The organism is Lysinibacillus sp. NPDC056185 (assembly GCF_047737915.1).
GTDB lineage: Bacteria > Bacillota > Bacilli > Bacillales_A > Planococcaceae > Lysinibacillus.
This window is the reverse complement of sequence record NZ_JBLLLQ010000010.1, coordinates 124028-147857: the sequence shown is the minus strand read 5'-3', so window position 1 is coordinate 147857 and position 23830 is coordinate 124028. Positions and strand designations below refer to the sequence as shown.

Annotated in this window: 19 protein-coding genes, 16 tRNA genes and 3 riboswitches; of the genes, 28 read left to right on the top strand and 7 right to left on the bottom strand. The window is 38.0% G+C overall.

Translation table 11 applies throughout. The features are described from left to right. Positions 1 to 13 precede the first annotated feature (13 nt). The 17 genes from ACMZ42_RS12620 to ACMZ42_RS12540 all read left to right on the top strand — a co-directional run bounded on the left by ACMZ42_RS12620 (position 14) and on the right by ACMZ42_RS12540 (position 2878). Positions 14 to 89 (top strand) — tRNA-Asp (locus ACMZ42_RS12620). Between the two features lie 10 nt (positions 90 to 99). After that, positions 100 to 175: transfer RNA gene (locus ACMZ42_RS12615), tRNA-Thr, on the top strand. 6 nt (positions 176 to 181) lie between these two features. Next, a tRNA-Tyr gene (locus ACMZ42_RS12610) sits at positions 182 to 265 on the top strand. A gap of 5 nt (positions 266 to 270) precedes the next feature. Next, positions 271 to 344, top strand: a tRNA-Trp gene (locus tag ACMZ42_RS12605). Positions 345 to 391: 47 nt separating this feature from the next. Next, positions 392 to 467 (top strand) — tRNA-His (locus tag ACMZ42_RS12600). Between the two features lie 8 nt (positions 468 to 475). Then, positions 476 to 550 (top strand) — tRNA-Gln (locus tag ACMZ42_RS12595). Between the two features lie 15 nt (positions 551 to 565). Further along, positions 566 to 638: transfer RNA gene (locus ACMZ42_RS12590), tRNA-Lys, on the top strand. Between the two features lie 15 nt (positions 639 to 653). After that, positions 654 to 730: transfer RNA gene (locus ACMZ42_RS12585), tRNA-Arg, on the top strand. 17 nt (positions 731 to 747) lie between these two features. Continuing rightward, positions 748 to 824: transfer RNA gene (locus ACMZ42_RS12580), tRNA-Pro, on the top strand. 13 nt (positions 825 to 837) lie between these two features. Beyond that, positions 838 to 913, top strand: a tRNA-Ala gene (locus ACMZ42_RS12575). A gap of 12 nt (positions 914 to 925) precedes the next feature. Next, positions 926 to 1018 (top strand) — tRNA-Ser (locus ACMZ42_RS12570). 9 nt (positions 1019 to 1027) lie between these two features. After that, a tRNA-Phe gene (locus ACMZ42_RS12565) sits at positions 1028 to 1103 on the top strand. 3 nt (positions 1104 to 1106) lie between these two features. Then, positions 1107 to 1180 (top strand) — tRNA-Gly (locus tag ACMZ42_RS12560). Positions 1181 to 1187: 7 nt separating this feature from the next. Beyond that, positions 1188 to 1264: transfer RNA gene (locus tag ACMZ42_RS12555), tRNA-Ile, on the top strand. Positions 1265 to 1268: 4 nt separating this feature from the next. Continuing rightward, positions 1269 to 1345 (top strand) — tRNA-Asn (locus tag ACMZ42_RS12550). A 1-nt stretch (position 1346) separates the two neighbouring features. Beyond that, positions 1347 to 1418 (top strand) — tRNA-Glu (locus tag ACMZ42_RS12545). A 413-nt stretch (positions 1419 to 1831) separates the two neighbouring features. After that, positions 1832 to 2878: a nitric oxide synthase oxygenase gene (locus ACMZ42_RS12540; protein ID WP_415731685.1), complete on the top strand. Its 1047-nt coding sequence runs from the start codon at positions 1832 to 1834 to the stop codon at positions 2876 to 2878. 92 nt (positions 2879 to 2970) lie between these two features. Here the strand turns inward: ACMZ42_RS12540 and ACMZ42_RS12535 are convergent, their stop codons facing one another. Then, positions 2971 to 4179: a CynX/NimT family MFS transporter gene (locus tag ACMZ42_RS12535; RefSeq protein ID WP_370080885.1), complete on the bottom strand. Its 1209-nt coding sequence runs from the start codon at positions 4177 to 4179 to the stop codon at positions 2971 to 2973. A gap of 175 nt (positions 4180 to 4354) precedes the next feature. Beyond that, positions 4355 to 4531: riboswitch (Lysine riboswitch) on the top strand. Positions 4532 to 4618: 87 nt separating this feature from the next. Between ACMZ42_RS12535 and ACMZ42_RS12530 the strand changes: the two genes are divergently transcribed. The 5 genes from ACMZ42_RS12530 to ACMZ42_RS12510 all read left to right on the top strand — a co-directional run bounded on the left by ACMZ42_RS12530 (position 4619) and on the right by ACMZ42_RS12510 (position 10438). Continuing rightward, the gene (locus ACMZ42_RS12530; RefSeq protein WP_415731684.1) at positions 4619 to 6082 is read left to right on the top strand and encodes an amino acid permease; all 1464 of its coding nucleotides are present in this window, start codon (positions 4619 to 4621) and stop codon (positions 6080 to 6082) included. Positions 6083 to 7063: 981 nt separating this feature from the next. After that, positions 7064 to 7756, top strand: coding sequence for a response regulator transcription factor (locus ACMZ42_RS12525; RefSeq protein WP_415731683.1), 693 nt, complete (start codon positions 7064 to 7066; stop codon positions 7754 to 7756). Positions 7757 to 7760: 4 nt separating this feature from the next. Then, complete coding sequence (locus tag ACMZ42_RS12520; protein ID WP_415731682.1) at positions 7761 to 8696, top strand: sensor histidine kinase; 936 nt, start codon at positions 7761 to 7763, stop codon at positions 8694 to 8696. 136 nt (positions 8697 to 8832) lie between these two features. Then, on the top strand, positions 8833 to 9756 hold the full coding sequence (locus ACMZ42_RS12515) for an ABC transporter ATP-binding protein (RefSeq protein WP_415731681.1): 924 nt from the start codon (positions 8833 to 8835) through the stop codon (positions 9754 to 9756). Further along, complete coding sequence (locus ACMZ42_RS12510; RefSeq protein WP_370080741.1) at positions 9749 to 10438, top strand: ABC transporter permease; 690 nt, start codon at positions 9749 to 9751, stop codon at positions 10436 to 10438. Before ACMZ42_RS12515 ends, ACMZ42_RS12510 begins: the two co-directional genes overlap by 8 nt. Positions 10439 to 10565: 127 nt before the next feature. On the opposite strand, the gene ACMZ42_RS12505 is transcribed toward ACMZ42_RS12510, so the two are convergent. Next, positions 10566 to 11831, bottom strand: a complete 1266-nt coding sequence (locus ACMZ42_RS12505) for an Nramp family divalent metal transporter (protein WP_415731680.1) — start codon at positions 11829 to 11831, stop codon at positions 10566 to 10568. Positions 11832 to 12446: 615 nt separating this feature from the next. Next, a riboswitch (cyclic di-AMP (ydaO/yuaA leader) is annotated at positions 12447 to 12598 on the top strand. A gap of 176 nt (positions 12599 to 12774) precedes the next feature. On the opposite strand from ACMZ42_RS12505, the gene ACMZ42_RS12500 reads away from it, so the two are divergent. From ACMZ42_RS12500 to ACMZ42_RS12490, 3 genes are all read left to right on the top strand, one after another. Continuing rightward, positions 12775 to 14598, top strand: coding sequence for an APC family permease (locus ACMZ42_RS12500; protein WP_415731679.1), 1824 nt, complete (start codon positions 12775 to 12777; stop codon positions 14596 to 14598). Positions 14599 to 14794: 196 nt separating this feature from the next. Continuing rightward, positions 14795 to 14896: riboswitch (purine riboswitch) on the top strand. Positions 14897 to 15085: 189 nt separating this feature from the next. Beyond that, a complete protein-coding gene (locus ACMZ42_RS12495) occupies positions 15086 to 15670 on the top strand; it encodes a xanthine phosphoribosyltransferase (RefSeq protein ID WP_415731678.1) in 585 nt (194 codons plus the stop codon). Continuing rightward, positions 15670 to 16968, top strand: coding sequence for a nucleobase:cation symporter-2 family protein (locus tag ACMZ42_RS12490; RefSeq protein WP_415731677.1), 1299 nt, complete (start codon positions 15670 to 15672; stop codon positions 16966 to 16968). The genes ACMZ42_RS12495 and ACMZ42_RS12490 overlap by 1 nt, the downstream gene beginning before the upstream one ends. Positions 16969 to 17124: 156 nt before the next feature. Here ACMZ42_RS12490 and ACMZ42_RS12485 read toward each other — a convergent pair whose 3' ends face one another. Further along, positions 17125 to 17520: a hypothetical protein gene (locus tag ACMZ42_RS12485; protein WP_415731676.1), complete on the bottom strand. Its 396-nt coding sequence runs from the start codon at positions 17518 to 17520 to the stop codon at positions 17125 to 17127. A 213-nt stretch (positions 17521 to 17733) separates the two neighbouring features. Between ACMZ42_RS12485 and ACMZ42_RS12480 the strand changes: the two genes are divergently transcribed. The 3 genes from ACMZ42_RS12480 to ACMZ42_RS12470 all read left to right on the top strand — a co-directional run bounded on the left by ACMZ42_RS12480 (position 17734) and on the right by ACMZ42_RS12470 (position 19531). Further along, a complete protein-coding gene (locus tag ACMZ42_RS12480) occupies positions 17734 to 17892 on the top strand; it encodes a hypothetical protein (protein ID WP_370080752.1) in 159 nt (52 codons plus the stop codon). 316 nt (positions 17893 to 18208) lie between these two features. Continuing rightward, on the top strand, positions 18209 to 18730 hold the full coding sequence (locus ACMZ42_RS12475; protein ID WP_415731675.1) for a DUF2179 domain-containing protein: 522 nt from the start codon (positions 18209 to 18211) through the stop codon (positions 18728 to 18730). Between the two features lie 231 nt (positions 18731 to 18961). After that, positions 18962 to 19531 carry a YitT family protein gene (locus ACMZ42_RS12470; protein WP_402871146.1) on the top strand — a complete coding sequence of 190 codons (570 nt, stop codon included), beginning with the start codon at positions 18962 to 18964 and terminating at the stop codon, positions 19529 to 19531. 42 nt (positions 19532 to 19573) lie between these two features. Here the strand turns inward: ACMZ42_RS12470 and ACMZ42_RS12465 are convergent, their stop codons facing one another. From ACMZ42_RS12465 to ACMZ42_RS12450, 4 genes are all read right to left on the bottom strand, one after another. Continuing rightward, positions 19574 to 20455, bottom strand: a complete 882-nt coding sequence (locus ACMZ42_RS12465) for a DMT family transporter (protein ID WP_402871144.1) — start codon at positions 20453 to 20455, stop codon at positions 19574 to 19576. Between the two features lie 102 nt (positions 20456 to 20557). Then, a complete protein-coding gene (locus ACMZ42_RS12460) occupies positions 20558 to 21718 on the bottom strand; it encodes a PucR family transcriptional regulator (protein WP_402871141.1) in 1161 nt (386 codons plus the stop codon). A 179-nt stretch (positions 21719 to 21897) separates the two neighbouring features. Continuing rightward, complete coding sequence (locus tag ACMZ42_RS12455; RefSeq protein WP_370080761.1) at positions 21898 to 23316, bottom strand: amidase; 1419 nt, start codon at positions 23314 to 23316, stop codon at positions 21898 to 21900. Further along, positions 23306 to 23491 carry a hypothetical protein gene (locus ACMZ42_RS12450; protein WP_249075639.1) on the bottom strand — a complete coding sequence of 62 codons (186 nt, stop codon included), beginning with the start codon at positions 23489 to 23491 and terminating at the stop codon, positions 23306 to 23308. The genes ACMZ42_RS12455 and ACMZ42_RS12450 overlap by 11 nt, the downstream gene beginning before the upstream one ends. Positions 23492 to 23830 lie beyond the last annotated feature (339 nt).

Below are 23830 nucleotides of genomic sequence, written 5' to 3'. Positions count from 1 at the left end.
CCGCAACCAAAATGGTCCCGTGGTGTAGCGGTTAACATGCCTGCCTGTCACGCAGGAGATCGCCGGTTCGATCCCGGTCGGGACCGCCATTTTTTTTTTGCCGGTGTAGCTCAGTTGGTAGAGCAACTGACTTGTAATCAGTAGGTCGTGGGTTCGACTCCTATCGCCGGCACCATCCCTTGGAGGGGTAGCGAAGAGGCTAAACGCGGCGGACTGTAAATCCGCTCCTTAGGGTTCGGCGGTTCGAATCCGTCCCCCTCCACCATTTTTAGGGGCATAGTTCAACGGTAGAATAGAGGTCTCCAAAACCTTTGGTGTGGGTTCGATTCCTACTGCCCCTGCCAGGTTTCAAGGTACTCGTTATCAAAAACTACTGTGATTACATATAGTGGCGATTGTGGCGAAGTGGTTAACGCACCGGATTGTGGTTCCGGCATTCGTGGGTTCGATTCCCATCAGTCGCCCCATTTATAATTGGGGTATAGCCAAGCGGTAAGGCAACGGATTTTGATTCCGTCATGCCTAGGTTCGAATCCTAGTACCCCAGCCATTCATTTTTTAATATGAGCCATTAGCTCAGTTGGTAGAGCATCTGACTTTTAATCAGAGGGTCGAAGGTTCGAGTCCTTCATGGCTCATCAGTTTTTATAAATGCGCCCGTAGCTCAATTGGATAGAGCGTCTGACTACGGATCAGAAGGTTATGGGTTCGACTCCTGTCGGGCGCGCCAAAAAAGCCTAATAGTATCGGAATGTAGCTCAGCTTGGTAGAGCACTTGGTTTGGGACCAAGGGGTCGTAGGTTCGAATCCTGTCATTCCGACCATCTTTCCTAACATGGGGCCTTAGCTCAGCTGGGAGAGCGCCTGCCTTGCACGCAGGAGGTCAGCGGTTCGATCCCGCTAGGCTCCACCATTTATATATTTCGGAGGTATACCCAAGTCTGGCTGAAGGGATCGGTCTTGAAAACCGACAGGCGGGTAACACCGCGCGGGGGTTCGAATCCCTCTACCTCCTCCATATTTTTTCGGGTCAGTAGCTCAGTTGGTAGAGCATTAGATTGAAGCTCTAAGTGTCGGCGGTTCGATTCCGTCCTGACCCACCATCTGCGGGTGTAGTTTAATGGTAAAACCTCAGCCTTCCAAGCTGATGTCGTGAGTTCGATTCTCATCACCCGCTCCAAAATAATGGGCCTATAGCTCAGCTGGTTAGAGCGCACGCCTGATAAGCGTGAGGTCGATGGTTCGAGTCCATTTAGGCCCACCATTATTCCGAAGTAGCTCAGTTGGTAGTAGCACCTGACTGTTAATCAGGTTGTCGCAGGTTCGAGTCCTGCCTTCGGAGCCACGGCCCGTTGGTCAAGTGGTTAAGACACCGCCCTTTCACGGCGGTAACACGGGTTCGAATCCCGTACGGGTCATCAAGCATGTTGCACATTAGTGCGACATGCTTTTTTTTTGTATCTTTTGAAAACCCCTTGCTATGCGAGGGGTTCTAAAGAGCTTCTAGCTATGGACGAGAAAAAAACCCAGCCGTACAATGAAATCAGGTCTGGTCAACCGTGACTTCGTACGAAAGGGGATCAGCGTAAAAAAGCGGCAAATCCATGCTCAACAGTTATTCCCTCTGTAATTTCCCCTAATTTTAATAATGTCTACTCAAAATGGGCATCATAATCCATAAATAACTTTAGTTTTAGAAAAATAAAAGAGAGATGCTATAAAATATTGAACAAAGTATTTCATATATAAAATATGTATGTTTTCTGGCAGATTTTATCGTGGTGATTATAGTTCCATTCCTCTAATATGAGGGGAGATGGAGGAATTCAATATGAATTTACATGAAGTACAGCGGTTTTTAGAACTTTATCAAGTAGAACAAAATGAATCAAAAACATGGCTAGACAATAAATTACAGCAAATTAAAATAGCAGGCGAATATATACCGACAACGGAAGAATTAATCTTTGGTGCGCGAGTAGCATGGCGCAATAGTAATAAGTGTATTGGTCGATTGTTTTGGCAATCGCTGCATGTTGTTGATGCCCGTGATATTTCAAAAGAAGAGGATATTTTCAACGCATTGCTTGAACATATTCAATATGCAACAAATGATGGAAAAATTCGTCCAACAATAACGATTTTTGCACCGGGGCGTGTACGTATATGGAATCATCAGCTAATCCGTTATGCTGGCTATGAAACGGAATCTGGAATCGTTGGTGATCTGCATTCTGTTGAGTTTACAAAAGTATGTGAGTCACTCGGCTGGCAAGGTAAGAGAACAGCATTTGACGTGCTTCCACTCGTTGTACAGGTGGATGGAAGGGAACCACAAGTGGTTACTATCCCTGACGAATATGTACTAGAGGTACCTATTCGTCATCCGGAATCTGCTCAAGTAGAGAAGCTAGGATTAAAATGGTATGCAGTGCCGATTATTTCAAGCATGCGCTTTCAAATGGCAGGTATTGATTTTGAGGCGGCCCCATTCAATGGTTGGTATATGGGTACAGAAATTGGAGCACGTAATTTAGCAGATCATGAGCGTTACAATATGTTGCCCGCTATAGCAGAAATTTTCAATCTTGATACAACTAAACAGGCTTCTCTATGGCGTGATCGCGCATTAGTTGAGCTAAATATTGCCGTTCTGCATTCCTTTAAAGAAGACGGTGTCAGCATAGTAGATCATCATACAGCTGCACAGCAATTTAAATTGTTTGAGGAAACAGAAGCAGCAGCGGATCGAAAGGTTACTGGCAATTGGACGTGGTTGATTCCACCTCTCTCACCAGCTACGACTCATATTTTCCATAAACCTTATGTTAATGTTTACAATACACCAAATTACTTTTATCAGAAACCACCTTATTAGTAGAGAAAGGCAGCACACTTTAAGATTGTGCAAATACAAAGCGACCCATGATCAATTATGCCGAGGCATAATTTAATCATGAGCCGCCCTTTTTAATTCACATATTCATTTTTAGAAGCCCTAAATGAACATATAAAGAGAATAAATGTTACGACAACAAATAACCAGCCGGTGATATTCCAACCACCGAATAAATCATGTAAATAACCAAATAAGATTGGACCGATTGCGGCTAATAAATATCCTAGTGATTGTGCAAATCCTGATAAATCAGCTGCCTCAAAAGCTGTACGGGTACGTAGTGTAAAGAACATCATCGCTAATGCGAATGAAGCGCCTCCGGCTAAGCCTAGTAGCACCATCCACAGTACAGCGAGGGTCGTCCATTCCATGACTACTCCGATAAAGCCAACTAAGTAAAATACTGTAAACATTAATACGAGAGGACGTTGAGATGTCATTTTACTAGCGATAATAGGAACAGCTAAAGCCATTGGAACTTGTGAAAATTGCATGATGGAAAACATCCAGCCTGCGCGATCTGCAGCTAATCCTTGTGATATATATATTTCAGGAATCCAAGCGGCAGTTGTGTAGAATAATAATGACTGAAATCCCATAGCCCCTGCTACTGCCCAAGTAACAGGTGATTTCCATAATGGTGTACGTTCTTTCGTAGTCTTATTAGTCGGTTCAGGCTTATTAAATTTCAACTGTGGAATCCAAATTACAATAGTTAACACCACAAGAACAAGTGAAATGGCCAGTGCACCTTGCCAACCAAGTGATGAATTGGCAACAGGATAGCTAATGCCAGCACCGAGTCCAGCCGTCAAATTCATCGACATTGTGAAAAATGCCATAAGTAAACCTACGTGAAAGGGAAATTTCAATTTAAGTAATCCTGGAATTAGTACATTACCAAATGAAATGGCTATACCAATTAGCATCGTACCAAATACGAGTAAACTAGTTGTGCCAAGGGAGCGTAGTACAATCCCTCCCCCTAAAAGAATAGTTGATAAAAATAATGTTAATTCTAGTCCAAATTTACGTGCGACAATTGGAGCGAATGGTGAAATGATTGCAAATGCTAGCAATGGGATCGTTGTTAGAAAGCCTGCTAGTATATTGGATATGCCGAGGTCTTCACGGATAAAGGAAATGATAGGTCCAACAACTGTTAGCGGCATCCGTAATGTCGAGGCAATACAAATTATTCCGATAACGAGCAATAAGGTTGTACCTTTCCAGTTAATTTTCCTGCTAGGATAAGTATCGGTATGTTCATGAGTAGTCAGATAAATCCCCCCTTGTTAGAACAAATTTGATTGAATCACTATACCACTTTATCACATTAATAAAAATAGTGGAAAATTCACAAAATATAGAATATTAATTGAGTTATTGAAATGCCATAGGTCGTATGTTAAACTAATACCCATCATAAATTTAATATTTAATGCCTCATGTTTGTAGTGAGGTAGAGGTCGCGGTATTTAAGAGTATGTTAATGGAAATGACAAGCATTAGAGAAATTAGCTGAAAGGAAATACTGCCGAAGTGTGAGGGGACTTGAAAACCTCATGCTGGGGCTGTCTCCGAAAGGAACAGAACTGTCACGTTTGAACAACGTGTTGAGCTATCATTTTGAAGGAACAGAGGATTTACTTAGCCATCACAGCAACGTTCATGTGATGGCATTTTTTTCGCCTCTTAAAAAAGGAAGGAAGCTATATCGTGAGTGAAATAAAAGTCAATCAGCTCGGTCATAAAGCACCGAAGCTGAAAAAAGAATTAAAAAGCCGTCATATTACAATGATTTCATTAGGCGGTACAATCGGTACTGGATTGTTTTTAGCTAGTGGAGGTGCCATTGCGCAAGCAGGCCCTGGCGGTGCACTACTCGCCTATGCATTAATCGGAATCATGGTGTATTTTTTAATGACGAGCTTAGGGGAAATGGCAGCTTATATGCCATCATCGGGCTCATTTAGTACGTATGCTACAAAATTTGTAGACCCAGCTCTAGGCTTTGCGCTTGGCTGGAACTACTGGTACAACTGGGCAATTACAATTGCGGCAGAAATTTCTGCTGTCTCATTAATTATGAAATATTGGTTCCCAGATAGCTCATCAGCACTTTGGACTGTTTTATTTATTGCTGTCGTTTTAACGTTCAATCTATTATCGGTAAAAAGCTATGGTGAAAGTGAATATTGGTTTGCCATGATAAAGGTTATAACTGTCATCATTTTTATTATTATCAGTTTCCTAATGATTTTTGGTATTTTAGGAGGAAACGCTCCGGTAGGCTTTACGAATTTCTTTATCAGTGATGGACCATTCCACGGTGGATTTCTTGCTACATTTGGTATTTTCTTAGCTGCTGGATTCTCGTTCCAAGGGACAGAGCTACTTGGAATAACAGCAGGTGAAACAGATGATCCTGGTAAAAATATTCCGAAAGCTGTTAAGTCTGTTTTCTGGAGAATTCTTTTATTCTATATTTTAGCGATCGGTGCAATTGGGCTGCTGATTCCATTTACAGACTCACGTTTGCTATCTGAAGATATCGCTGTTTCACCATTTACACTAGTGTTCGACCGTTTAGGAATTGCCTTTGCTGCTTCATTGATGAATGCTATCATTTTAACGGCAATGCTGTCAGCAGGGAATTCAGGGCTGTACGCATCTTCTCGTATGCTTTGGCAATTGGCAGTAGATGGACATGCACCGAAATTTTTCGCTAAACTAAGCCGTCGAGGTATTCCGATTTACGCATTACTGGCGACTTTAGCTGTAGGCTCCCTAGCATTTTTAGCTTCATTCTTTGGTGATGGTGTAGTCTATATGTGGCTTCTAAATGCCTCTGGGATGTCTGGCTTCATTGCTTGGCTAGGAATTGCATTTAGCCATTACCGTTTCCGTCGAGCATTCGAGGTACAGGGCTTAGATCCGAAATTGTTACCGTATAAAGCAAGGCTATTCCCATTCGGCCCGCTATTTGCCTTTACGGTTTGTATGATTGTTGTTATTGGACAAAACTACAATGCCTTTATGGGTAATACAATAGACTGGTATGGAGTCCTTGTCTCCTATATCGGTATTCCACTGTTCTTATTCTTATGGCTTGGCTATAAAATCAAGCATAAAACTAAAATGCTTCCATTAGAGCAATGTGATTTAAAAGTCGAACAATAAAAAATAAAACTGTCCTGTAAGTCATAGAAATTGACTTGCAGGGCAGTTTTTTTAGTTTAATAATAAATTTGTAATTCTAGACGTACAATCAAAATACTCCAAGTGAACGATTAATCTTTAAGGTTCAAAACCTCGTATCACCATAATTGCAATCATCGATCCGTAGATGACAAGAATAAGCAAAATGATGAGTAATCCTAAATATTTAGAAATACCTGTTTGTTTTGATCGAATTCCGGATACCCCAAAATAAACACTCGTTATCCACAGTAGAGCACCTAAATAAAAGTAAATACCAAAAATGCCGTTTTTACTTAATGAACTAGCATAAAACAATAACAATCCAATAATACAAAATATAATAGAAAAAAACCGTAATTCCTTCTAAAAGTCATTTCTCCAGCCCTTTCTAAATTATTTTGATTATTGCTAACAATATACCGATCAATACAGTATGTTACAAATCTGCATTTTAGGCTTCAGATAAAATTACTGGAGAGAATAAAAAGGGGACTTTAGTTTCTCGAATCGTCCCCACTTTTGGTGCACAACCTTAATATGGTAAAATGATAGATAAATAACACATCATCAAATTTTGGGTAGGACATTTGTTGAAACGTATACCATGCATATAAGTTGATTGGAGTGGTGGCTGGGCGACTCCTTGGGGATTAGCAATAGAGGAACGAAGGCTAAAACCATCACGTCCTGTGATAACGCCTTCGTGACCAACATCCTGCTGCTGACGCTTCGTTAGCACTACGCTTTCGCTGTTGCCCCAAGCGGTTCATCGGACGCCCCCAGGAAGCTCTGCTCTGCACGAAAGCGAAGCGTCAGCGGCAAATGTTTTATCTGTGCGAAAGCGAAGCGGCAGCAACAAAGCGCCCAGCTGGAACGGAAATCAACCCCTCTTTGTGGTGATGATCATAGTAATGACAAGTCATAAATATACTGCTTTATATTAGAAAGAGGTGCATGAAAGTGCAAAAGCATATTTTACTAGTAGAAGATGACGAAGCCATTCGTGAAATGGTAGAAAACTATTTAACGATGGAGGGGTTTCTTGTTACCTCTGCAGTAAATGGAGAAGAAGCATTACAAAACTGTTTAAACAACCCCTTTGATTTAGTGATCTTGGATATTATGATACCGAAACTTAATGGATTAGAAGTTTTAAAGATTATACGAGAGCAAGCATCACTTCCAATTATCATTATGTCAGCCAAGGATAGTGATGTTGATAAAGCATTAGGATTAGGATTAGGGGCAGATGATTATATCGCTAAGCCATTTTCGATGCTGGAATTTTCGGCACGTGTTAAAGCCGCAATTCGTAGAGCTACAAAATACTCCAGTCAAGTAGAGGAGAAGAAAGATATTGTAGAGATAGACAACTTATCGATCGACCTTGTTAATTTTTCAGTTGAGAAGAATGGACAACAAGTAAAGCTCACATCAAAGGAATTTGCTATCTTAAAATTATTCGTGACAAATCGTAATCGAGTTTTTACAAAGCAGCAAATTTATCAATTGATTTGGAATGATGCTTACTATGGGGATGAAAATATTATTAATGTACATATAAGAAGATTACGCGAAAAAATTGAAGACGATCCATCCAATCCTCTATATATTAAAACACTTTGGGGAATCGGCTATAAATTTGAAGGATAAACTGATGATTATATTACTATTACTAATGATTGTGTTACTCTTAGGTATTATTATTTTTCAGGTGAGAGCAAAAAAACAACAAAACGCTATGATTCAATACATGCATCAAAAACTGCAAGCAATCATTAACGAACAATCGAGCGAAAAGATTTTAGTGTCGACGGCTAATCAAGAATTACAGCAGCTACTAATTGCGATGAATGCGTTGCTAGACCACAACCAAAAAGTACTGGCGACACATCGAAAAATGGAAAGCTCTATGAAAAAGATGTTGGCCAATATTTCTCATGATCTTAAAACGCCTTTAACAGTTGTACTAGGTTATACGGAAATGCTGAAGCTTCATCACTCACTTAGTGAAGAGGAGCAGAGACGATTGCTCACTGGCGTCCATTCGAAAACATTGGAAGTATTGAAAATAATCCATACATTTTTTGACCTGGCAAAATTGGAGGCAGGAGATACAGACTATCCAATGACGAAAATTAATGTAAGTGAAATTTGCCGGAAAAATATTTTATCATTTTACGATATGATCACATCTATGGGCCTAGAGATCGATATAGCAATACCAGAGATATCCGCATATGCACGTGGCAATGAAGAAGCGTTAGATAGGGTTTTGAATAATTTACTGTCCAATGCAGTTGCCTATGGAGCGGCAGGAAAAATCATTGGGCTCACAGTAAGAAATGATGATACGAATATTTTTATTGATGTATGGGATCGTGGTAAGGGGATCGACGAATATCATATTGATAATGTTTTTGAAAGAATGTATACACTTGAGGATTCCAGAAATAAATCCTTCCAAGGGAGTGGCCTTGGCTTAACTATTACAAAACGCCTTGTAGAATTAATGGAGGGTTCCATCCAGCTTTCTAGTATCCCATATGAGAAGACCATTTTTACAGTTTCTTTAAAACGAATGACATACTGAGCAGCCATGCTTGTAGAGCTTTTTAAGTGCTTTACAAGCTTTTCTTCTGCGCTTAAGAAATTTGTAAGAATCAAGTAATAAATTAGAGAGTTTCATTTTTTATAATAAGGATAGCAAATTTAAAGGAGAGATCTACATGACATATATTGTGAAAACAAATCAGCTTACGAAGGTGTTTGAGGGGAAAGAAGTCGTTTCTGCTGTGACTATGCATGTGAAAAAGGGAGAGATATACGGTTTTTTAGGTCCTAATGGTGCCGGAAAAACGACAGTCATGAAAATGCTAACAAACCTTACGAAGCCAACGAGTGGAGATATTGAAATCTTTGGTGAAAAATTAATGGACCGCTCATTCGACGTGCTGAAAAGGATGGGAACGATTATTGAATACCCAATTTTTTATGAAGATTTAACTGCACAGGAGACGTTAGAGCTACATTGTGAATATATGGGCTATTATGACAAGAAAGAAATTTCCCATGTCCTAGATCTAGTGAAACTAACAAACACGGAGAAGAAACGTGTAAAAGACTTTTCTCTTGGGATGAAACAACGGTTGGGTATTGCGCGTGCAATTATTACTAAGCCGGAATTACTTATTTTAGACGAGCCGATTAATGGACTAGATCCAGTTGGCATTAAAGAGCTTCGAGAACTATTCAAGATGCTTTGTAAAGAGTATGGAATTACGATTATTATCTCTAGTCATATTTTGGGTGAAATTGAACAATTGGCAGATACAGTTGGGGTTATTAAAGATGGAAGATTAATTAAGGAAGTATCAATGGACGCTGTCAATCGTAGTCAAACAGATTATATTGAAGTGATTGTCAATGATGGGGAAAAAGCTGCCTTTATTATAGAAAGTAAATTAAATATTACTAATTTCAAACTAATGGATGACAATTGTATTCGAATTTATGATTCGACAGCTTCACAAAAGGTGCTATCTAAAACATTGATTGAGCATGATATTGAAATTGAGGGCATCAGCAAAAAAACAAGCTCATTAGAGGATTATTTCTTGAAGTTAATCAATGGAGGTGTGGCTAGTGCTTAATTTAATGCGTCTAGAAATGAAAAAGTATCATATTGGTTCATATATAAAAAAAGCTGTTTTTGCAAATTTCATAATACTAGGTGTTATATTTATGCTTATATTTATTACTAAAATAGAAGGGGATCAAGATTTTAGAACTTATCAGACGGCATTTGGCCTTATAGATTCAGGCGTAAGGGCAGTATTTATTATTTTTGCTAGCGTGTTAATCGCCAAATTCATTATTGGAGAATTCAAATATAAGACCATCACAGTAGCATTTATGTATCCAATAAGTAGAAAAAAATTAATTGCTTCAAAGCTAGCCATTGTTGTTCTTTTTACCTTTAGTGCAATTATTTTATCGACTATTTTTGTAACAGCGATTTTTTGTGCTGTTAGCGAGAGTTTTCAGCTACTTCCAGAAACATTATCGTTCTCTTTCATAATACAACGAATTCCTGCCGTGATCATAAATGCAGTTTCAGCATCATGCATTGCATTAATACCATTGTATTTTGGCATGAGAAAATACTCCATTCCGGCAACTATTATATCATCTATAATAATTGTATCGGCCGTATCATCGAATTCAGGTAACTTCACCTTGTATGATATTATTTTCATACCCATCACTTTAGCTATTATCGGTATAAGCGTGGCCTATTTATCATTCCGAAACATTGAGAAGATAGATATTTAAGAGGTAAATAAATAGCCAATCATAAAAAGTAGGGGATGATATTTGTTAAACCACGTTATGAAAAACCCCTTACATGTAAAAATGCCAGACACAAAGCCAAATAATGGTCTTTGTGTCTGGCATTTTATTAACCAAATACCGTTTGCCATAATAAATAAAGATTTAGAGCAACTACAATCACTACGACAATCCATCCTAATATAGTTGTAATACGATGATTGACGAGGCTTCCCATGATGTCACGTTTACTTGTAAACATAACAAGCGGTACAAGAGCAAATGCAATACCAAAGGATAAAATAACCTGACTTAGGACAAGCGCATATGTCGCATTAACGCCGGATGCAATGATCACCAGAGGAGGTATCATTGTAATAGCACGGCGTAAATAGAGCGGAATTTTCTTTTTAATAAAGCCCTGCATCACAACGTCACCTGCGAGTGTACCAACTGAAGAGCTAGCAAGACCTGCAATAAGAAGTCCAAGACCAAAGGACACTGCCGCCATCGGACCAAGCGCTTCTTTTAATCCGTTATAAGCGATGTCTAAGTCTTCAACTACTACGCCCTGAGTATGGAATACTGCTGCAGCAATAACAAGCATACTCATATTGATAGCACCAGCGACAATCATCGCGATGATAATATCAATAAATTCAAAACGGAATATACGTTTTTTTTCAGCATCATTTCGGCCAACGATACGACTTTGAGTTAGTGAAGAATGTAAGTAAATAGCGTGTGGCATAACAGTTGCTCCTAGAATACCTGTTGCCAGTAGAATAGAATCTACACCATCAAAGCGTGGTGTTAACATGCCTATTGTTACCTCGCCCCAATTTGGCTGTGCTAAAAACGTCTGGAATGCAAATGCTAATACGACAATAACCACCATACCAGAAATGCCCGCTTCAAATGCTCTAAAGCCTCTGCGCTGTAATTCTAAAATAGCAAATGAGCCGACTGCTGTAATAAGCGCTGCAGGCAACATTGGAATGTTGAATAACAAGTACAGCCCTAGTGCAGCACCAATAAATTCTGCCAGGTCTGTTGCAATAATGACCAATTCAGCCTGTATCCATAAAAATATAGAAGTTTTTTTAGAAAAATTTTCACGTGCTATTTCGGGTAAATTTTTGCCTGTCGCAATACCAAGCTTTGCCGATAAGGATTGGATTAACACTGCCATTAAATTGGAAAAGGCGATTACCCACAGCAGTAAATATCCATATTGTGAACCTGCTGTAATATTTGTTGCGAAGTTGCCTGGATCAATATAGGCAACTGCTGCGATGAAGGCTGGGCCAAGAAACGGTAAGATTCGTCGCCAACCTTTTATATCTCCATCTAAAACCGCCTCAGCGGACGATTTATTCACTCGTTTGTAAACCATGTTGTTCCCTCATTTCAAAGAGTATCACAAGTGAAATAAAGTTTCCTAGGGGAAAATGATATATTCTTATTTTATAGCTAGAAGAAGAAAATGTGAAGGAGTTTGCTCAATTTTTTTCTTAATACGAAATGTTTTTGATTTCGTAAATCAATTGCCATTAAAAGACTTTGATTTGGTTTGTGTATCATAATGTATTGAAGCATCATAGCAAAATATTCGATTCATTTTAAAATGATCCAAGGATTAATGTACTTAGCAATTTTAAAAGAGGGAATATACTTATAAGGTGGCCTTCTTAAATGATTTCTAATTTCGGTTATTCACATATTTTCTACCAATATTAAAGCGTTATTCTTCAAATAATAAAGAATTCTCGCCAAAGTTGAGGAATGATTAGAGTGAGGCTGGGCGACTCGGTGAGAGGTGACCTTAAACGCAAGCGAAGCGGCTTCCTAAGAAAGCGCCCAGTTGGAACGGAAATCAACCACACGTTATGGTAGTGGGACGTAATAAAAATATTCGAAATATCAAGTGAAAATTTTTTTTGTAACGGTTCTTTTCATCTTTACTTTTTTTAAATACAGGCGTAATATGACATCATTATAAAAGTTTCAAATTTCTAAATCGCTGAAGCAATTAGACGCGGGGGACCCAATTTTTACGGATTACATAGGTATTCCTTGGGGTGAATCTCTTCATTTATTGAGGGGTAGGGCTACTCAGGCCCGAATCCGACAGCTAACCTCGTAAGCGTTAAGAGCAGAAAAGTGGAGCTTGGCAGACGAATGAACGTCTACAAGTCTTATTTAGTGATGACTTGTAGATTTTTTTATCTTCATTTTATAAAACAAGGCCCCGGTGAATGGCACAAAAAACGATTATGCTAAAGTGTAATCGATTTAGAAATGCGAAACACATTCTATGAAACTAGAAGGTGTTGAATATGAGATCCTCATTAAAACGTTTTATTATCGGTAAACCATTAAGATCGGATGCGTTAGGGGAACAAAAGCTTAGTAAAACAAAAGCACTTGCCATACTATCGTCTGATGCGTTGTCATCAGTAGCGTATGGACCTGAGCAAATTTTAATTGTACTCATGACGGTAAGTACGGTTGCCTTTTGGTATTCTCTACCGATTGCTGCTGGGGTAGTTGTGTTACTGACAGCACTTATTTTCTCGTATCGCGAAGTTATTTATGCGTATCCACATGGTGGCGGAGCATATGTAGTTTCCCGGGAAAATTTAGGTGTCAATGCTGGTCTAGTCGCAGGTGGATCATTGCTTGTCGATTATATTTTAACAGTTGCGGTAAGTGTATCGGCTGGAACAGATGCCATTACTTCGGCATTTCCAAGTCTGCATCCTTATAACGTGGTAATCGCTGTGTTTTTTGTTATATGTTTAACGATTTTAAACCTACGTGGTGTCACAGAATCCGCATCCATTTTAGCGTATCCAGTTTATTTGTTTGTAATTGTGATGCTGATGTTAATCGGGGTAGGGGTTTATAACGTAGTAACAGGGCAAGTTCCTGCAGCGTTACATCCAAAGGTAGGTACACCTGTTGCAGGTATTAGTTTATTTATATTATTAAAAGCATTTGCATCAGGAAGCTCAGCTTTGACTGGTGTTGAAGCCATTTCAAATGCTATTCCTAATTTTAGAGATCCAGCACCAAAAAATGCGTCTAAAACATTATTGGCTATGGGCGGTATTTTAGCAGTGCTATTTATCGGTATTGTGAGTCTAGCTTATTTTTATGGAGTTGCTCCAAATGCGAAAGAAACGGTTGTCTCACAAATTGCGGAGGCAAGTGTAGGTCGTAATATTTTTTACTATATAGTACAAGGAACAACAGCGATGATATTAGTACTTGCTGCGAATACAGGTTATTCGGCCTTTCCTTTACTGGCTGTCAATTTATCGAAAGACGGTTTTATCCCAAGAATATTCCAAATTCGTGGGGATCGACTTGGGTATTCAAATGGCATTATGATGCTTGGTTTAGCTGCCATTGTTTTAATCTTTTTATTTGATGGAACAACTGAGCATTTGATTCCACTTTATGCGGTAGGGGTGTTTATTCCGTTTACTTTAGCGCAGGCTGGAATGATGCGAAAATGGTGGCGAGAAAAGCCAAAAGGTTGGTTTGCTAAATTTACGATCAATACGGTTGGAGCGGTCATTTCCTTTGTTGTAGCCATGATGTTTTTCGTGACAAAATTGCCTCAAGTATGGCCAGTGTTTATCTTTTTACCAATTATTATTTGGACGTTCCATCGTATTAAACTGCATTATAAAACAGTTGGTGAACAGCTAAGATTAGATAATGTGGAATTACCGAATGTGGAGGGTAATGTTTTCATTGTCCCTGTTGCTGGTATTACGAAAGTAGTCGAAAACACTTTGCATTACGCGCAGACATTAAACGTTGATAAAATTATTGCCTTTTATGTGGCCTTCGATCAAGCGGACGCAAAAGCGTTTGAGGAGAAATGGAAAGCTTGGCAGCCGGATATACGGCTTGTAACATACTATTCACCATATCGAAGTATTACACAACCGTTGATGAAGTTTATTGATAAAGTTGAACATCAATGTACGAAATTGGGCTATCAAGTAACAGTTATCATCCCACAGTTTTTACCGAAAAAAGGATGGCACCATATGTTACACAATCAATCGAGTCTATTAATTCGCGCTTCGCTGTTATTTCACAGAAATATCGTCATTATGACAGTGCCCTTCCATTTATCAAAATAATGACTAGCAAGCTCGAAAATAGTCTGATATAATCATTACGTTGATTGTAAAACACGAACGTTTGCAATTGAAAGTTAGTAAAATAATAGTAAATTCCGAAAAAATAGACTTTATTCAGTGTGAGAAACAAGTACATACCGAATAAAGTGCCATTTTTGGAAATAACGCTAAGGTGTATTAATAAAAGGAAGTTCTTACAGCTTAATACTATTTCACTCATATAATAGCGAGAATATGGCTCGCAAGTTTCTACCGATTTACCGTAAATAAATCGACTATGGGTAGCAATGCTTTAGAAGACTTCATAAAAGATGTTTTCTATTCGTTTCGACGTTTTTACGCTGAATGCTTTGCTCCACTCGTAGATGATTGGAATCAAAGTATTCAGCGTTTTTTTATTACTTGCATTGCTTCTGGCGCCTGCCTGTAACGGAATGTAAGTTGCTCATTAAGAGTTATTACTATAAGAAAGAAGGCTATCAAGGAAATGAAGTTATTACACGACAAAATTACACAAGAGGGTAAAGTTTTATCTTCATCTGTATTAAAAGTAGATTCATTTTTAAATCATCAAATTGACCCAATGCTTATGAAGGAAATTGGTCATGAGTTTGCAAATCGATTCTCAGATCAAGTCATTACAAAGATCTTAACAATCGAATCTTCTGGTATCGCACCATCTGTAATGTTAGGTCTTGAAATTGGTGCCCCTGTAGTGTTTGCACGTAAACGTAAATCACTAACGCTATCAGATAATCTGTATTCTTCAAAAGTACATTCTTTCACAAAGAATGAAACAAATGATATTTCAGTATCACGTAATTTCTTAAATGAAGATGATAACATTCTAATTGTTGACGATTTCTTAGCTAATGGGGAAGCTGTCAAAGGTTTGCTTGATATCGCAGCACAAGCTGGTGCAAATGTTGTAGGTGTAGGCATTGTTATTGAAAAAGGCTTCCAAGACGGTGGAAAATTATTACGCCAGCAAGGGGTTCGCGTAGAATCATTAGCAATTGTAGATTCTCTTGAGGATGGCAAAGTAACATTTGCTACGGAGGCTAATGCGTAATGAATACCGTTAAATCGACGACGCTAGCTATTCAACATTTACTTGCGATGTATGCAGGAGCCATTTTAGTACCCCTGATTATCGGTGGGGCAATCGGCTTTGATTCAACACAAATGACGTATTTAGTAGCGATCGACATTATGATGTGTGGGATCGCAACGCTTTTACAAGTGTATTCAGGTAAAATGATCGGTATTGGTTTGCCAGTAGTACTAGGCTGTACATTTACAGCAGTTAGTCCAATTATTGCAATCGGTACAAATCCTGAACAAGGAATTACTGATATTTATGGATCTATTATTGCATCAGGTATAATCGTTATGATTATTGCAGGTTTTTTCGGTAAGTTAGTAAAATTCTTCCCACCAGTTGTTACAGGCTCGGTTGTGTCGATTATCGGTATCTCTTTACTACCAGTAGCTTTAAACAATATGGCAGGTGGACAAGATGCGGCAGATTTTGCATCTGGTTCTAATGTAACTTTAGCGTTTATTACATTGGTTATTATTTTAGTCGTTTATCGTTTTTCTACAGGTTTCATTCGTGCTATTTCCATTTTAATCGGATTAGTCGCAGGGTCAATCCTAGGAGTATTTATGGGGAAGGTTGATTTTAGCCCAGTATCAGATGCTGCCGTATTACACATGGTTCAGCCATTCTATTTTGGGGTCCCAACATTTAATTTATCTGCAATCATTACAATGACGCTTGTAGCAATGGTTTCTTTAGTAGAATCAACAGGGGTTTATTTTGCACTAAGTGATATTTGTAATAAAAAATTAGATTCAAAAGATTTATCACGCGGATACCGCTCTGAAGGTCTTGCCTCTGTGATCGGTGGTATTTTCAACGCTTTCCCATATACAACATTCTCACAAAACGTGGGACTTACACGTATGTCAGGCGTAAAAGACCGTAAAGTCATTTACATCACAGGTGGTTTACTAGTAGCACTTGGGTTCCTACCAAAAATCGCAGCATTAACAACGATTATTCCAATACCAGTACTTGGTGCAGCAATGCTAGCGATGTTCGGTATGGTTATTACGCAAGGTATGGGCATGCTAGTACCTGTTATGAATCAATCGGCGGAAAATGCCATGATTGCAGCAATTGCAGTCAGCCTGGGTGTTGGTGTATCAGTTGTACCTGGGATTTTTGATGCACTGCCAGAGAGTGTATCTCTTCTAACATCTAACGGTATCGTCTGTGGTTCTGTCACTGCGATTATCCTTAACATTTTATTTAACATGATTGGGCCGCAACGTAAGGAAGACCCGATGCATGGAGAAGCTTAAAGGAAATCTATACAAAATGTCATCTACTTCCATAGTAGGTGACATTTTTTTATGCGGAAAGAGGGCTACCTAATAATTTTTCATCAATAAAGTTAAAAAGAATATTGCTATTTTTATTTGGGTTGCTTTGGGTAGGTTTATTCTTTTTTATCTTTATTACTGGGGAATATTAGCTTCTTTAAATGGAAGTCGTGGATTTTCGTCTTTATATATAGAATAAGTCCATCCGTAGTTTTCCATCTTCATACATTGCTTATTATTACAAGAAAACAAGTAGGTCTGTTCATCTGTACGAACACTGACATGAAAATAGTAGGGGAAGGCACCACCTTTATTTTTATTAATACTTGTATCAATAGCAATGACCTTCTCTTGTTCGGCCAACTTTTTATAATCTTCACTATCCACTGTTTTTTGAATCATTTCACTTAAAATAATCTTTTCTTCTGAAGTAGCTTCATACCATTGATCAATCAGAAACCACTTCCCAAATATATATAAATTTACGCTTAAGCTAACTATCAGTAAAATGAACACCATCGTATTTTTCAATATAATCACTCCCTTTAATCTCCCGTCATTGGAAAAGTCTATCAATACGGCAAAATCAGTATTAAACCTACAAATAATACCATCTTTCACTTTGCGTGTAATTTTACACTATTTTTGTTTTTGATGTCCATATATTTTTAAAAGGAGAAAATTAGGTATTGTAATCCAAATGGGTATGGAATATCATGAATCTTATGGAAAGGTTGGGTATAAATGAGTTTAAAAACTGCTAAAGAAGTTATTGAAGAACTACAAGTAACTATGAATTCACATATGTGTCAAGAAGAAAGAATGAAATTAGAAGTTTGGTTAAAAGAGTATTACATAGACGAACTAATAAAAAATAAAGTACCGATGAATTCGGATTGCTAGTCATTTAAAAAAGTAGTTATGGGGCACTTCTTTTTGGAGGTGTCCTTTAAATACCCACCACTGCAAAGTACCCCCACCCAATTAGTATTTGGCCAAAGCATCGGGAAGATTTGATGCGTGAGCAGGCTTAAAGGATTTCTATAATATACAAAATGTCATCTACTTCTATAGTAGGTGACATTTTTTTTTGAAAAGTAGATGTTTAAATTTAAATTGTTAGGGAATCTAGAAAATAGATACATCTTAATAGAATGCAAGTCGATGTCTCAACATACATTTAAAATATATAAAACTACTTTTGAAAGGTCTCTTACAAATGCAAAGTATATTTCTGATTTTAATACTTCAATTAATTTATGTGCCTTTTTTAACATTACGTACAATACTTTTAGTGAAGAATGTTACTTTCCTTGCCGCCATATTCGGTATGCTGGAGATGTTAGTGTATGTATTTGGCCTTTCACTCGTTTTTAGTGGGAAGCAAAGTATGTTAGCTATGGTTTTTTATGCAGTTGGCTTTGGGTTAGGTATATTTTTAGGGGCCAAAATTGAACGTAAATTAGCGATTGGCTATGTTTATACGACCATTAATACGCAGAATAAGAATGAGGAACTTGTGAAATTTCTTCGGAATGAAGGGTTTGCGGTCACGATTTACATTGGTGAGGGGCGAGATAGTAACCGCTATAAATATGAAATATTAACAAAGAGAAACCGTGAGCCGGAATTGTTCCAAATTGTTGAGCATTATGAACCGAATGCTTTTATTATTTCGTATGAACCTAAATCATTTAAAGGGGGATTTTTGCTGGATCGAATGAAGGTAAAACATAAATAGTTTTCCCTAACAGCCCTTTTGTTTATATGCAGAAGGGCATTTTTTTTGTGTCCACACGATCCATCGATCGAAACGACGTATTGCAGTCATCATTTTAATTAAATATGAGAAATTTAGCGACCAAGCTCGATAAAAAATATTACTACTATTATACCGACAGACGTGAACAATAACATGTTCAAATCGATTTTTTCATACTATAAAAACATGCAAGTCTCGGAGGGGTGTTGTATGTATTTTTTTACGAAAGGCTTGGTCATTCTTATAGGAAGTACCGCGGTAGCATTAGGGATAAACTTATTCTTAACACCCTATCAAATTTTAGATGGGGGCGTTGTAGGAATAGCGCTTATTTTACACTATATATATAAGCTTAAAATAGGTTTAATGATCATCATTATTAGCATTCCAATTTTCGTTATTTCTTGGTATAAATACAGAGCGTATTTTTACAATAGTATCCATGGATTATTTGCATATTCTCTTAGTATCGATTTACTAAAGCCTGTCCGGAATCTTATTCATGTAGATGCCATCTATAGCGCCATATTTGGAGGGGCACTTATGGGTTTTGGTGTTGGTTTGATGCTTAGATTTCAGACAAGCACTGGCGGTACAGATTTGATTGCCCAATTTTTAAGTGATAAAACCGGAATTAATGTCGGGATACTTATTTTTATGATAGATTCAATCGTCATTGTCATAGGGGGACTGCTTTTATCTTCTAGTACATTATTGCTCTCTATTATTACAATTTTGGTAGCAGGGATTACTACAAGTATCATGACTAGCCGTGTTTAATAAAAAATAGCTTCAGTAGGACTGAAACTATTTCGAAAATCGTTATCGAGAGCTCTTCATCATTCGCTTTTTAGGATGTGCAGGCTTCACTTCTGCAATTAATATGGCGAGTAAAATCAGTATTGCCCCTACAACCATACGACTTGTTAATACCTCATGTAAGAATATAACGGATAATACCATGCCGAAGAAGGATTCTGTAGACAGGATAATCGCAGCCTTTGTAGCAGACGTATATTGATTCGCAATATTTTGAAAAAGGTAGGCAAGGGTAGTTGAAAAAATGGCTAAATAAACGATTGAATAGATTGCTTCTTTTTCAAGAGTGGACGGGATATCGCCTTGACTGACTAAGACCAAGACACCTAAAAAAGATGCTGTGATAAATTGAATAATCGTCAGAGCAATGGCATCTTCCTTTTGGACAAAAAGGTTCGTACAAAAAATATCAAAAGCGAAGGCGACAGCGCATGCTAAGGAAAGCGCATCTCCGATGTTCATTGTTAGCGAGCCCTGCAAAGATAGAAAACCAATACCAACAATAGCTATAATCGAACCAATCATCTCATAGCCATCTATACGACGCTTGTAAACCGCAAAGGCAATTAGTGGAACAATAATGACATTTACAGCGGTTAAAAATGCATTTTTAGATGGTGTTGTATATTGTAGTCCTACTGTTTGAAGGGCAAAGGCGATATACAAAATGGTCCCTAACAAAATACCTTTCCAGATAACTGATTTTGAAGCTTTTTTTAATTTATATCCAAATAAGACTGTCAGTATAATTGAAGCTAATAAGAACCTACCTGCCATTACTTGATAGGCTGTTAAATATTCTAATGCAATAGCCGTTATGACAAAACCGCTACCCCAAACGATTGCAGTGACTAATAGCATACCATCAGCTATGTATTGTTTCATCATTCCTCCTCCTAACTTCAATAGAATAGCATGAGATGGGAGAAAATAGTTTGATTTTAATTCTAAAAATTCAGGCGTTTTTTTGTACTTATTCCAAAGCTGTCATTCAACATTCGTTTTGCTATGTAATAAGTACAATTTAACGGCTGCAGCTATATGCTCATAAAAAACATAATCATTTTCTAAAGGTGCTACTAGCTGACGTATTTTTGACATACGATAACGGATTGTGTTTGGATGGCAGAAATGAGCAACGGCTACTTCTTTAATATTTCCTCGTTTTACGACATAGGTGATGGCTGTTTTCATTAAGTCCGGATCAATCTTTTCCTCAAATAAGGGACCGAGATAGCTATTTACATAGTCCATAGCGAATGTAGCGTCCTTCCGATGCAATTCAATTAATAACGAATCGGAAGCAAGGTTCTCATAATGGCATATAGGAGCCGTTTCAATTTCAGCCATGATGCGTGCGTAAAAGGCTTCACGAACAGCAATAGGGAGTTCGGTTTGTGTTACATGACAACGACTATAGCCAAAGGTCATTGATTCTGTTGAGATTGCATACATCGTCAACCATTCATTTAGAAGTTTTTCGAATTGAAATTGCTGTGATGGATGGGTCATTACAATAAAGAGGCTCTTTTTATAGCTACAAATCATACCAGATTTCAATAGAGGCTCTAATTGGAAAAGGGATTGCATCCATTGACTATTTGCATGATCTTGCATTTGAATATTAGCAACAAATACATATTTTTCAAAGGGCTTATTGATTTGTTGTAAAATAAACTTTATTTGTTCATCAGTTACTTCTTCCTCCATGATACGTCGCATAATCGTATCTAAAAAGAATGAATAATCCTGCGTTTTTGCATAGGCCATCGTTTCTAAAATAATCTTTTCAAAAAATTCATCTCCGCCAAATCGCAATATCGGGAAATTTTGTTCATCTGCATAGACGATCACTTCCTCAGGCAAATCCTCATAGATAACAGGTTTATAAGCTAGAGCACTTGCTCCTAGCTCAATAAGGCTTTTCACGGCATTCCATAAATATTCTGGTTTTTGCTTTGCGAATAATAAGCTGCTTAAAACAACACTATTCGGTGTGAAAATCGTTTCTCTCACAGTCTGAATATCGGGTGAAAATTCAAAGTCTAGAATTTCCACATTTTGAACGGGCTTATGTAAACCATTGCGACCAGCAACGACTGTAAAATCTTTTGTAATTGGCAGTTGTAAAAAGTTCTCTACGTTCATTAGGCTATCAAACAACCTTTCTTGTGATTGAGCTTCTATTACTTATTATAACTGATAAGCCCAGTGAAAAAGCTGATAAGGCAATTCGAATCGCTGATAAACCAACCAATTAAAAAGAATCTGCTGATGTTCTACAGACTAAGTCCGTAAAGCAAGCAGATTCTTCCACATTATTAAGTTTAGATATTAGCGAAAATATTAGGTTTTCTATTTTTCATTGGATTCGTTTGTTCAATGGCGTAACCAACGTTAAGAATACGACCTTCCTTAAATGCTGGACCAATAATTTGGAGGCCAACTGGTAAATTACCTTTAAAGCCACAAGGAACGGAAAGGGCAGGTAACCCTGTTAGGTTACTTGGGCCTGTAAAACGAATGATATTATCAATTAAATCAACTTTTTCACCATTTAAATATGCAAAGTCATCACCAATAGTACTTGCCACTACAGGTAATGTAGGCGTAATAAGCACATCAACCTGATTAAAAATCTGTGTAAATTCTTGCTTGATTTGTCGTCGCACCTGTTGAGCCTGTAGGTAATCAACGGCAGATGGTATTTCACCTAGTTCAAATAACAGACGAATATCATCTCCGAAATCCTGTGGTCTTTTCTGTAAATCGGAATGATGGATTGCAGCTGCCTCCGAAAGGGAAGTAACGAGCTCTGCCCACTCTGCATATTGCAAGGATGGAATTCGAACGATTTCAACTTTTGCTCCTTGATCCACTAAGCTTTGAATACTTGCCCGAACAGCCTTCTCCACATCGGAATCTACTCTGTTAAAGAAATACTCTTCGTTGATGCCGATGACTAAATCCTTCACATTACCCGAAATTTGCTGTACATAATTCTCTGTTGGAACGTCTGTACAGGTAGGGTCTCTATGGTCAAATCCAGAAATAATCTCAAGTAAGCCGGCTGCGTCTTTTACTGTCTTTGTCATTGGACCAATATGGTCTAAGCTCCAAGCAAGAGGGTAGCAGCCATATTTACTTACGCGCCCATGAGTAGGCTTTAAGCCGACAATCCCACAGGCTGATGAAGGGATTCGAATAGAGCCAGCAGTATCTGTACCTAATGATGCGACGCTTGCCCCTGCTGCAACTGCTGCGCCAGAGCCTCCACTAGAACCACCAGGGATTTTATCTAAATCCCATGGATTTCGAACGGGTCCGTAATGAGGGTTATTATTCGTGATGCCCCATGCGTACTCATGCATGCTTAATTTACCTGTGAAAATAACACCGGCATTACGAAGCTTTTCTACAACCGTCGCATCATAATTTGAAACGAAGTCCTTATGAATCTTTGATGACATCGTTGTTATCTTATCTTTAAAGTACAAATTATCTTTTAATGCCATAGGAATCCCGTGATATATTCCTCGATACTGTCCATTCAAAATTTCTTTTTCTACCACTTGTGCTTGTGCTAGGGCTTCTTCACGATAAAAAGCCATGTATGAATTAATTTTAGGCTGACTTTCTTCAGCAAAATCTAAAATTGCTTTCGTCAACTCGACAGGAGAGAGTTTTTTAGTTTCAAGTAATGGTGCTAATTCTTCAACAGATTTTAAGTGTAAATCAGTTGTCAATGTGGTCACCTCCAGGGATGCTACGGATAGCGATATCAGCATCATCAATAGCGATGCCTTCTAAATTACCACGAAGGGATTGCATACCTTCCCACCGTGCTTTTAGAAGTTCAAGGTGTTCAGATTTTGGTGTAATTCCTTTATTCTCCAATAATTGTTGAATTGACAAACTCATTAACAGGATCCTCCCTTGAAAATAGTTTTTATCTAAATAGGCTTCCCTATAAAGAACAGATCTTCAATTATAAAAAATCATCGCCATAACATGAGGTATTTTTTGTTCCGACTAGGCACTTCGTTGGAGATGAGATTTGCGCATCGGGTTATCTGTGACGCTATGAGTGTTTTTACAATTAGCATCCTTAGTTTAAGGAGATGGGTTATTATTTTACTATAAAAATAATAAATTTCTATAAAAGGTAATAAAATACTATTATTACAAGCATACACTATTCACGATATATATCAACCAATTGATTGAATATATCATATATTATGAAAAATATACTACTCT

Bases quoted from the DNA above. Each gene is read 5' to 3' on its own strand.
- ACMZ42_RS12540 (WP_415731685.1), top strand. From the start codon at position 1,832: ATGAATTTACATGAAGTACAGCGGTTTTTAGAACTTTATCAAGTAGAA.
- ACMZ42_RS12520 (WP_415731682.1), top strand. From the start codon at position 7,761: ATGATTATATTACTATTACTAATGATTGTGTTACTCTTAGGTATTATT.
- ACMZ42_RS12515 (WP_415731681.1), top strand. From the start codon at position 8,833: ATGACATATATTGTGAAAACAAATCAGCTTACGAAGGTGTTTGAGGGG.
- ACMZ42_RS12505 (WP_415731680.1), bottom strand. From the start codon at position 11,831: ATGGTTTACAAACGAGTGAATAAATCGTCCGCTGAGGCGGTTTTAGAT.
- ACMZ42_RS12500 (WP_415731679.1), top strand. From the start codon at position 12,775: ATGAGATCCTCATTAAAACGTTTTATTATCGGTAAACCATTAAGATCG.
- ACMZ42_RS12495 (WP_415731678.1), top strand. From the start codon at position 15,086: ATGAAGTTATTACACGACAAAATTACACAAGAGGGTAAAGTTTTATCT.
- ACMZ42_RS12490 (WP_415731677.1), top strand. From the start codon at position 15,670: ATGAATACCGTTAAATCGACGACGCTAGCTATTCAACATTTACTTGCG.
- ACMZ42_RS12480 (WP_370080752.1), top strand. From the start codon at position 17,734: ATGAGTTTAAAAACTGCTAAAGAAGTTATTGAAGAACTACAAGTAACT.
- ACMZ42_RS12475 (WP_415731675.1), top strand. From the start codon at position 18,209: ATGCAAAGTATATTTCTGATTTTAATACTTCAATTAATTTATGTGCCT.
- ACMZ42_RS12470 (WP_402871146.1), top strand. From the start codon at position 18,962: ATGTATTTTTTTACGAAAGGCTTGGTCATTCTTATAGGAAGTACCGCG.
- ACMZ42_RS12465 (WP_402871144.1), bottom strand. From the start codon at position 20,455: ATGAAACAATACATAGCTGATGGTATGCTATTAGTCACTGCAATCGTT.
- ACMZ42_RS12460 (WP_402871141.1), bottom strand. From the start codon at position 21,718: ATGAACGTAGAGAACTTTTTACAACTGCCAATTACAAAAGATTTTACA.
- ACMZ42_RS12450 (WP_249075639.1), bottom strand. From the start codon at position 23,491: ATGAGTTTGTCAATTCAACAATTATTGGAGAATAAAGGAATTACACCA.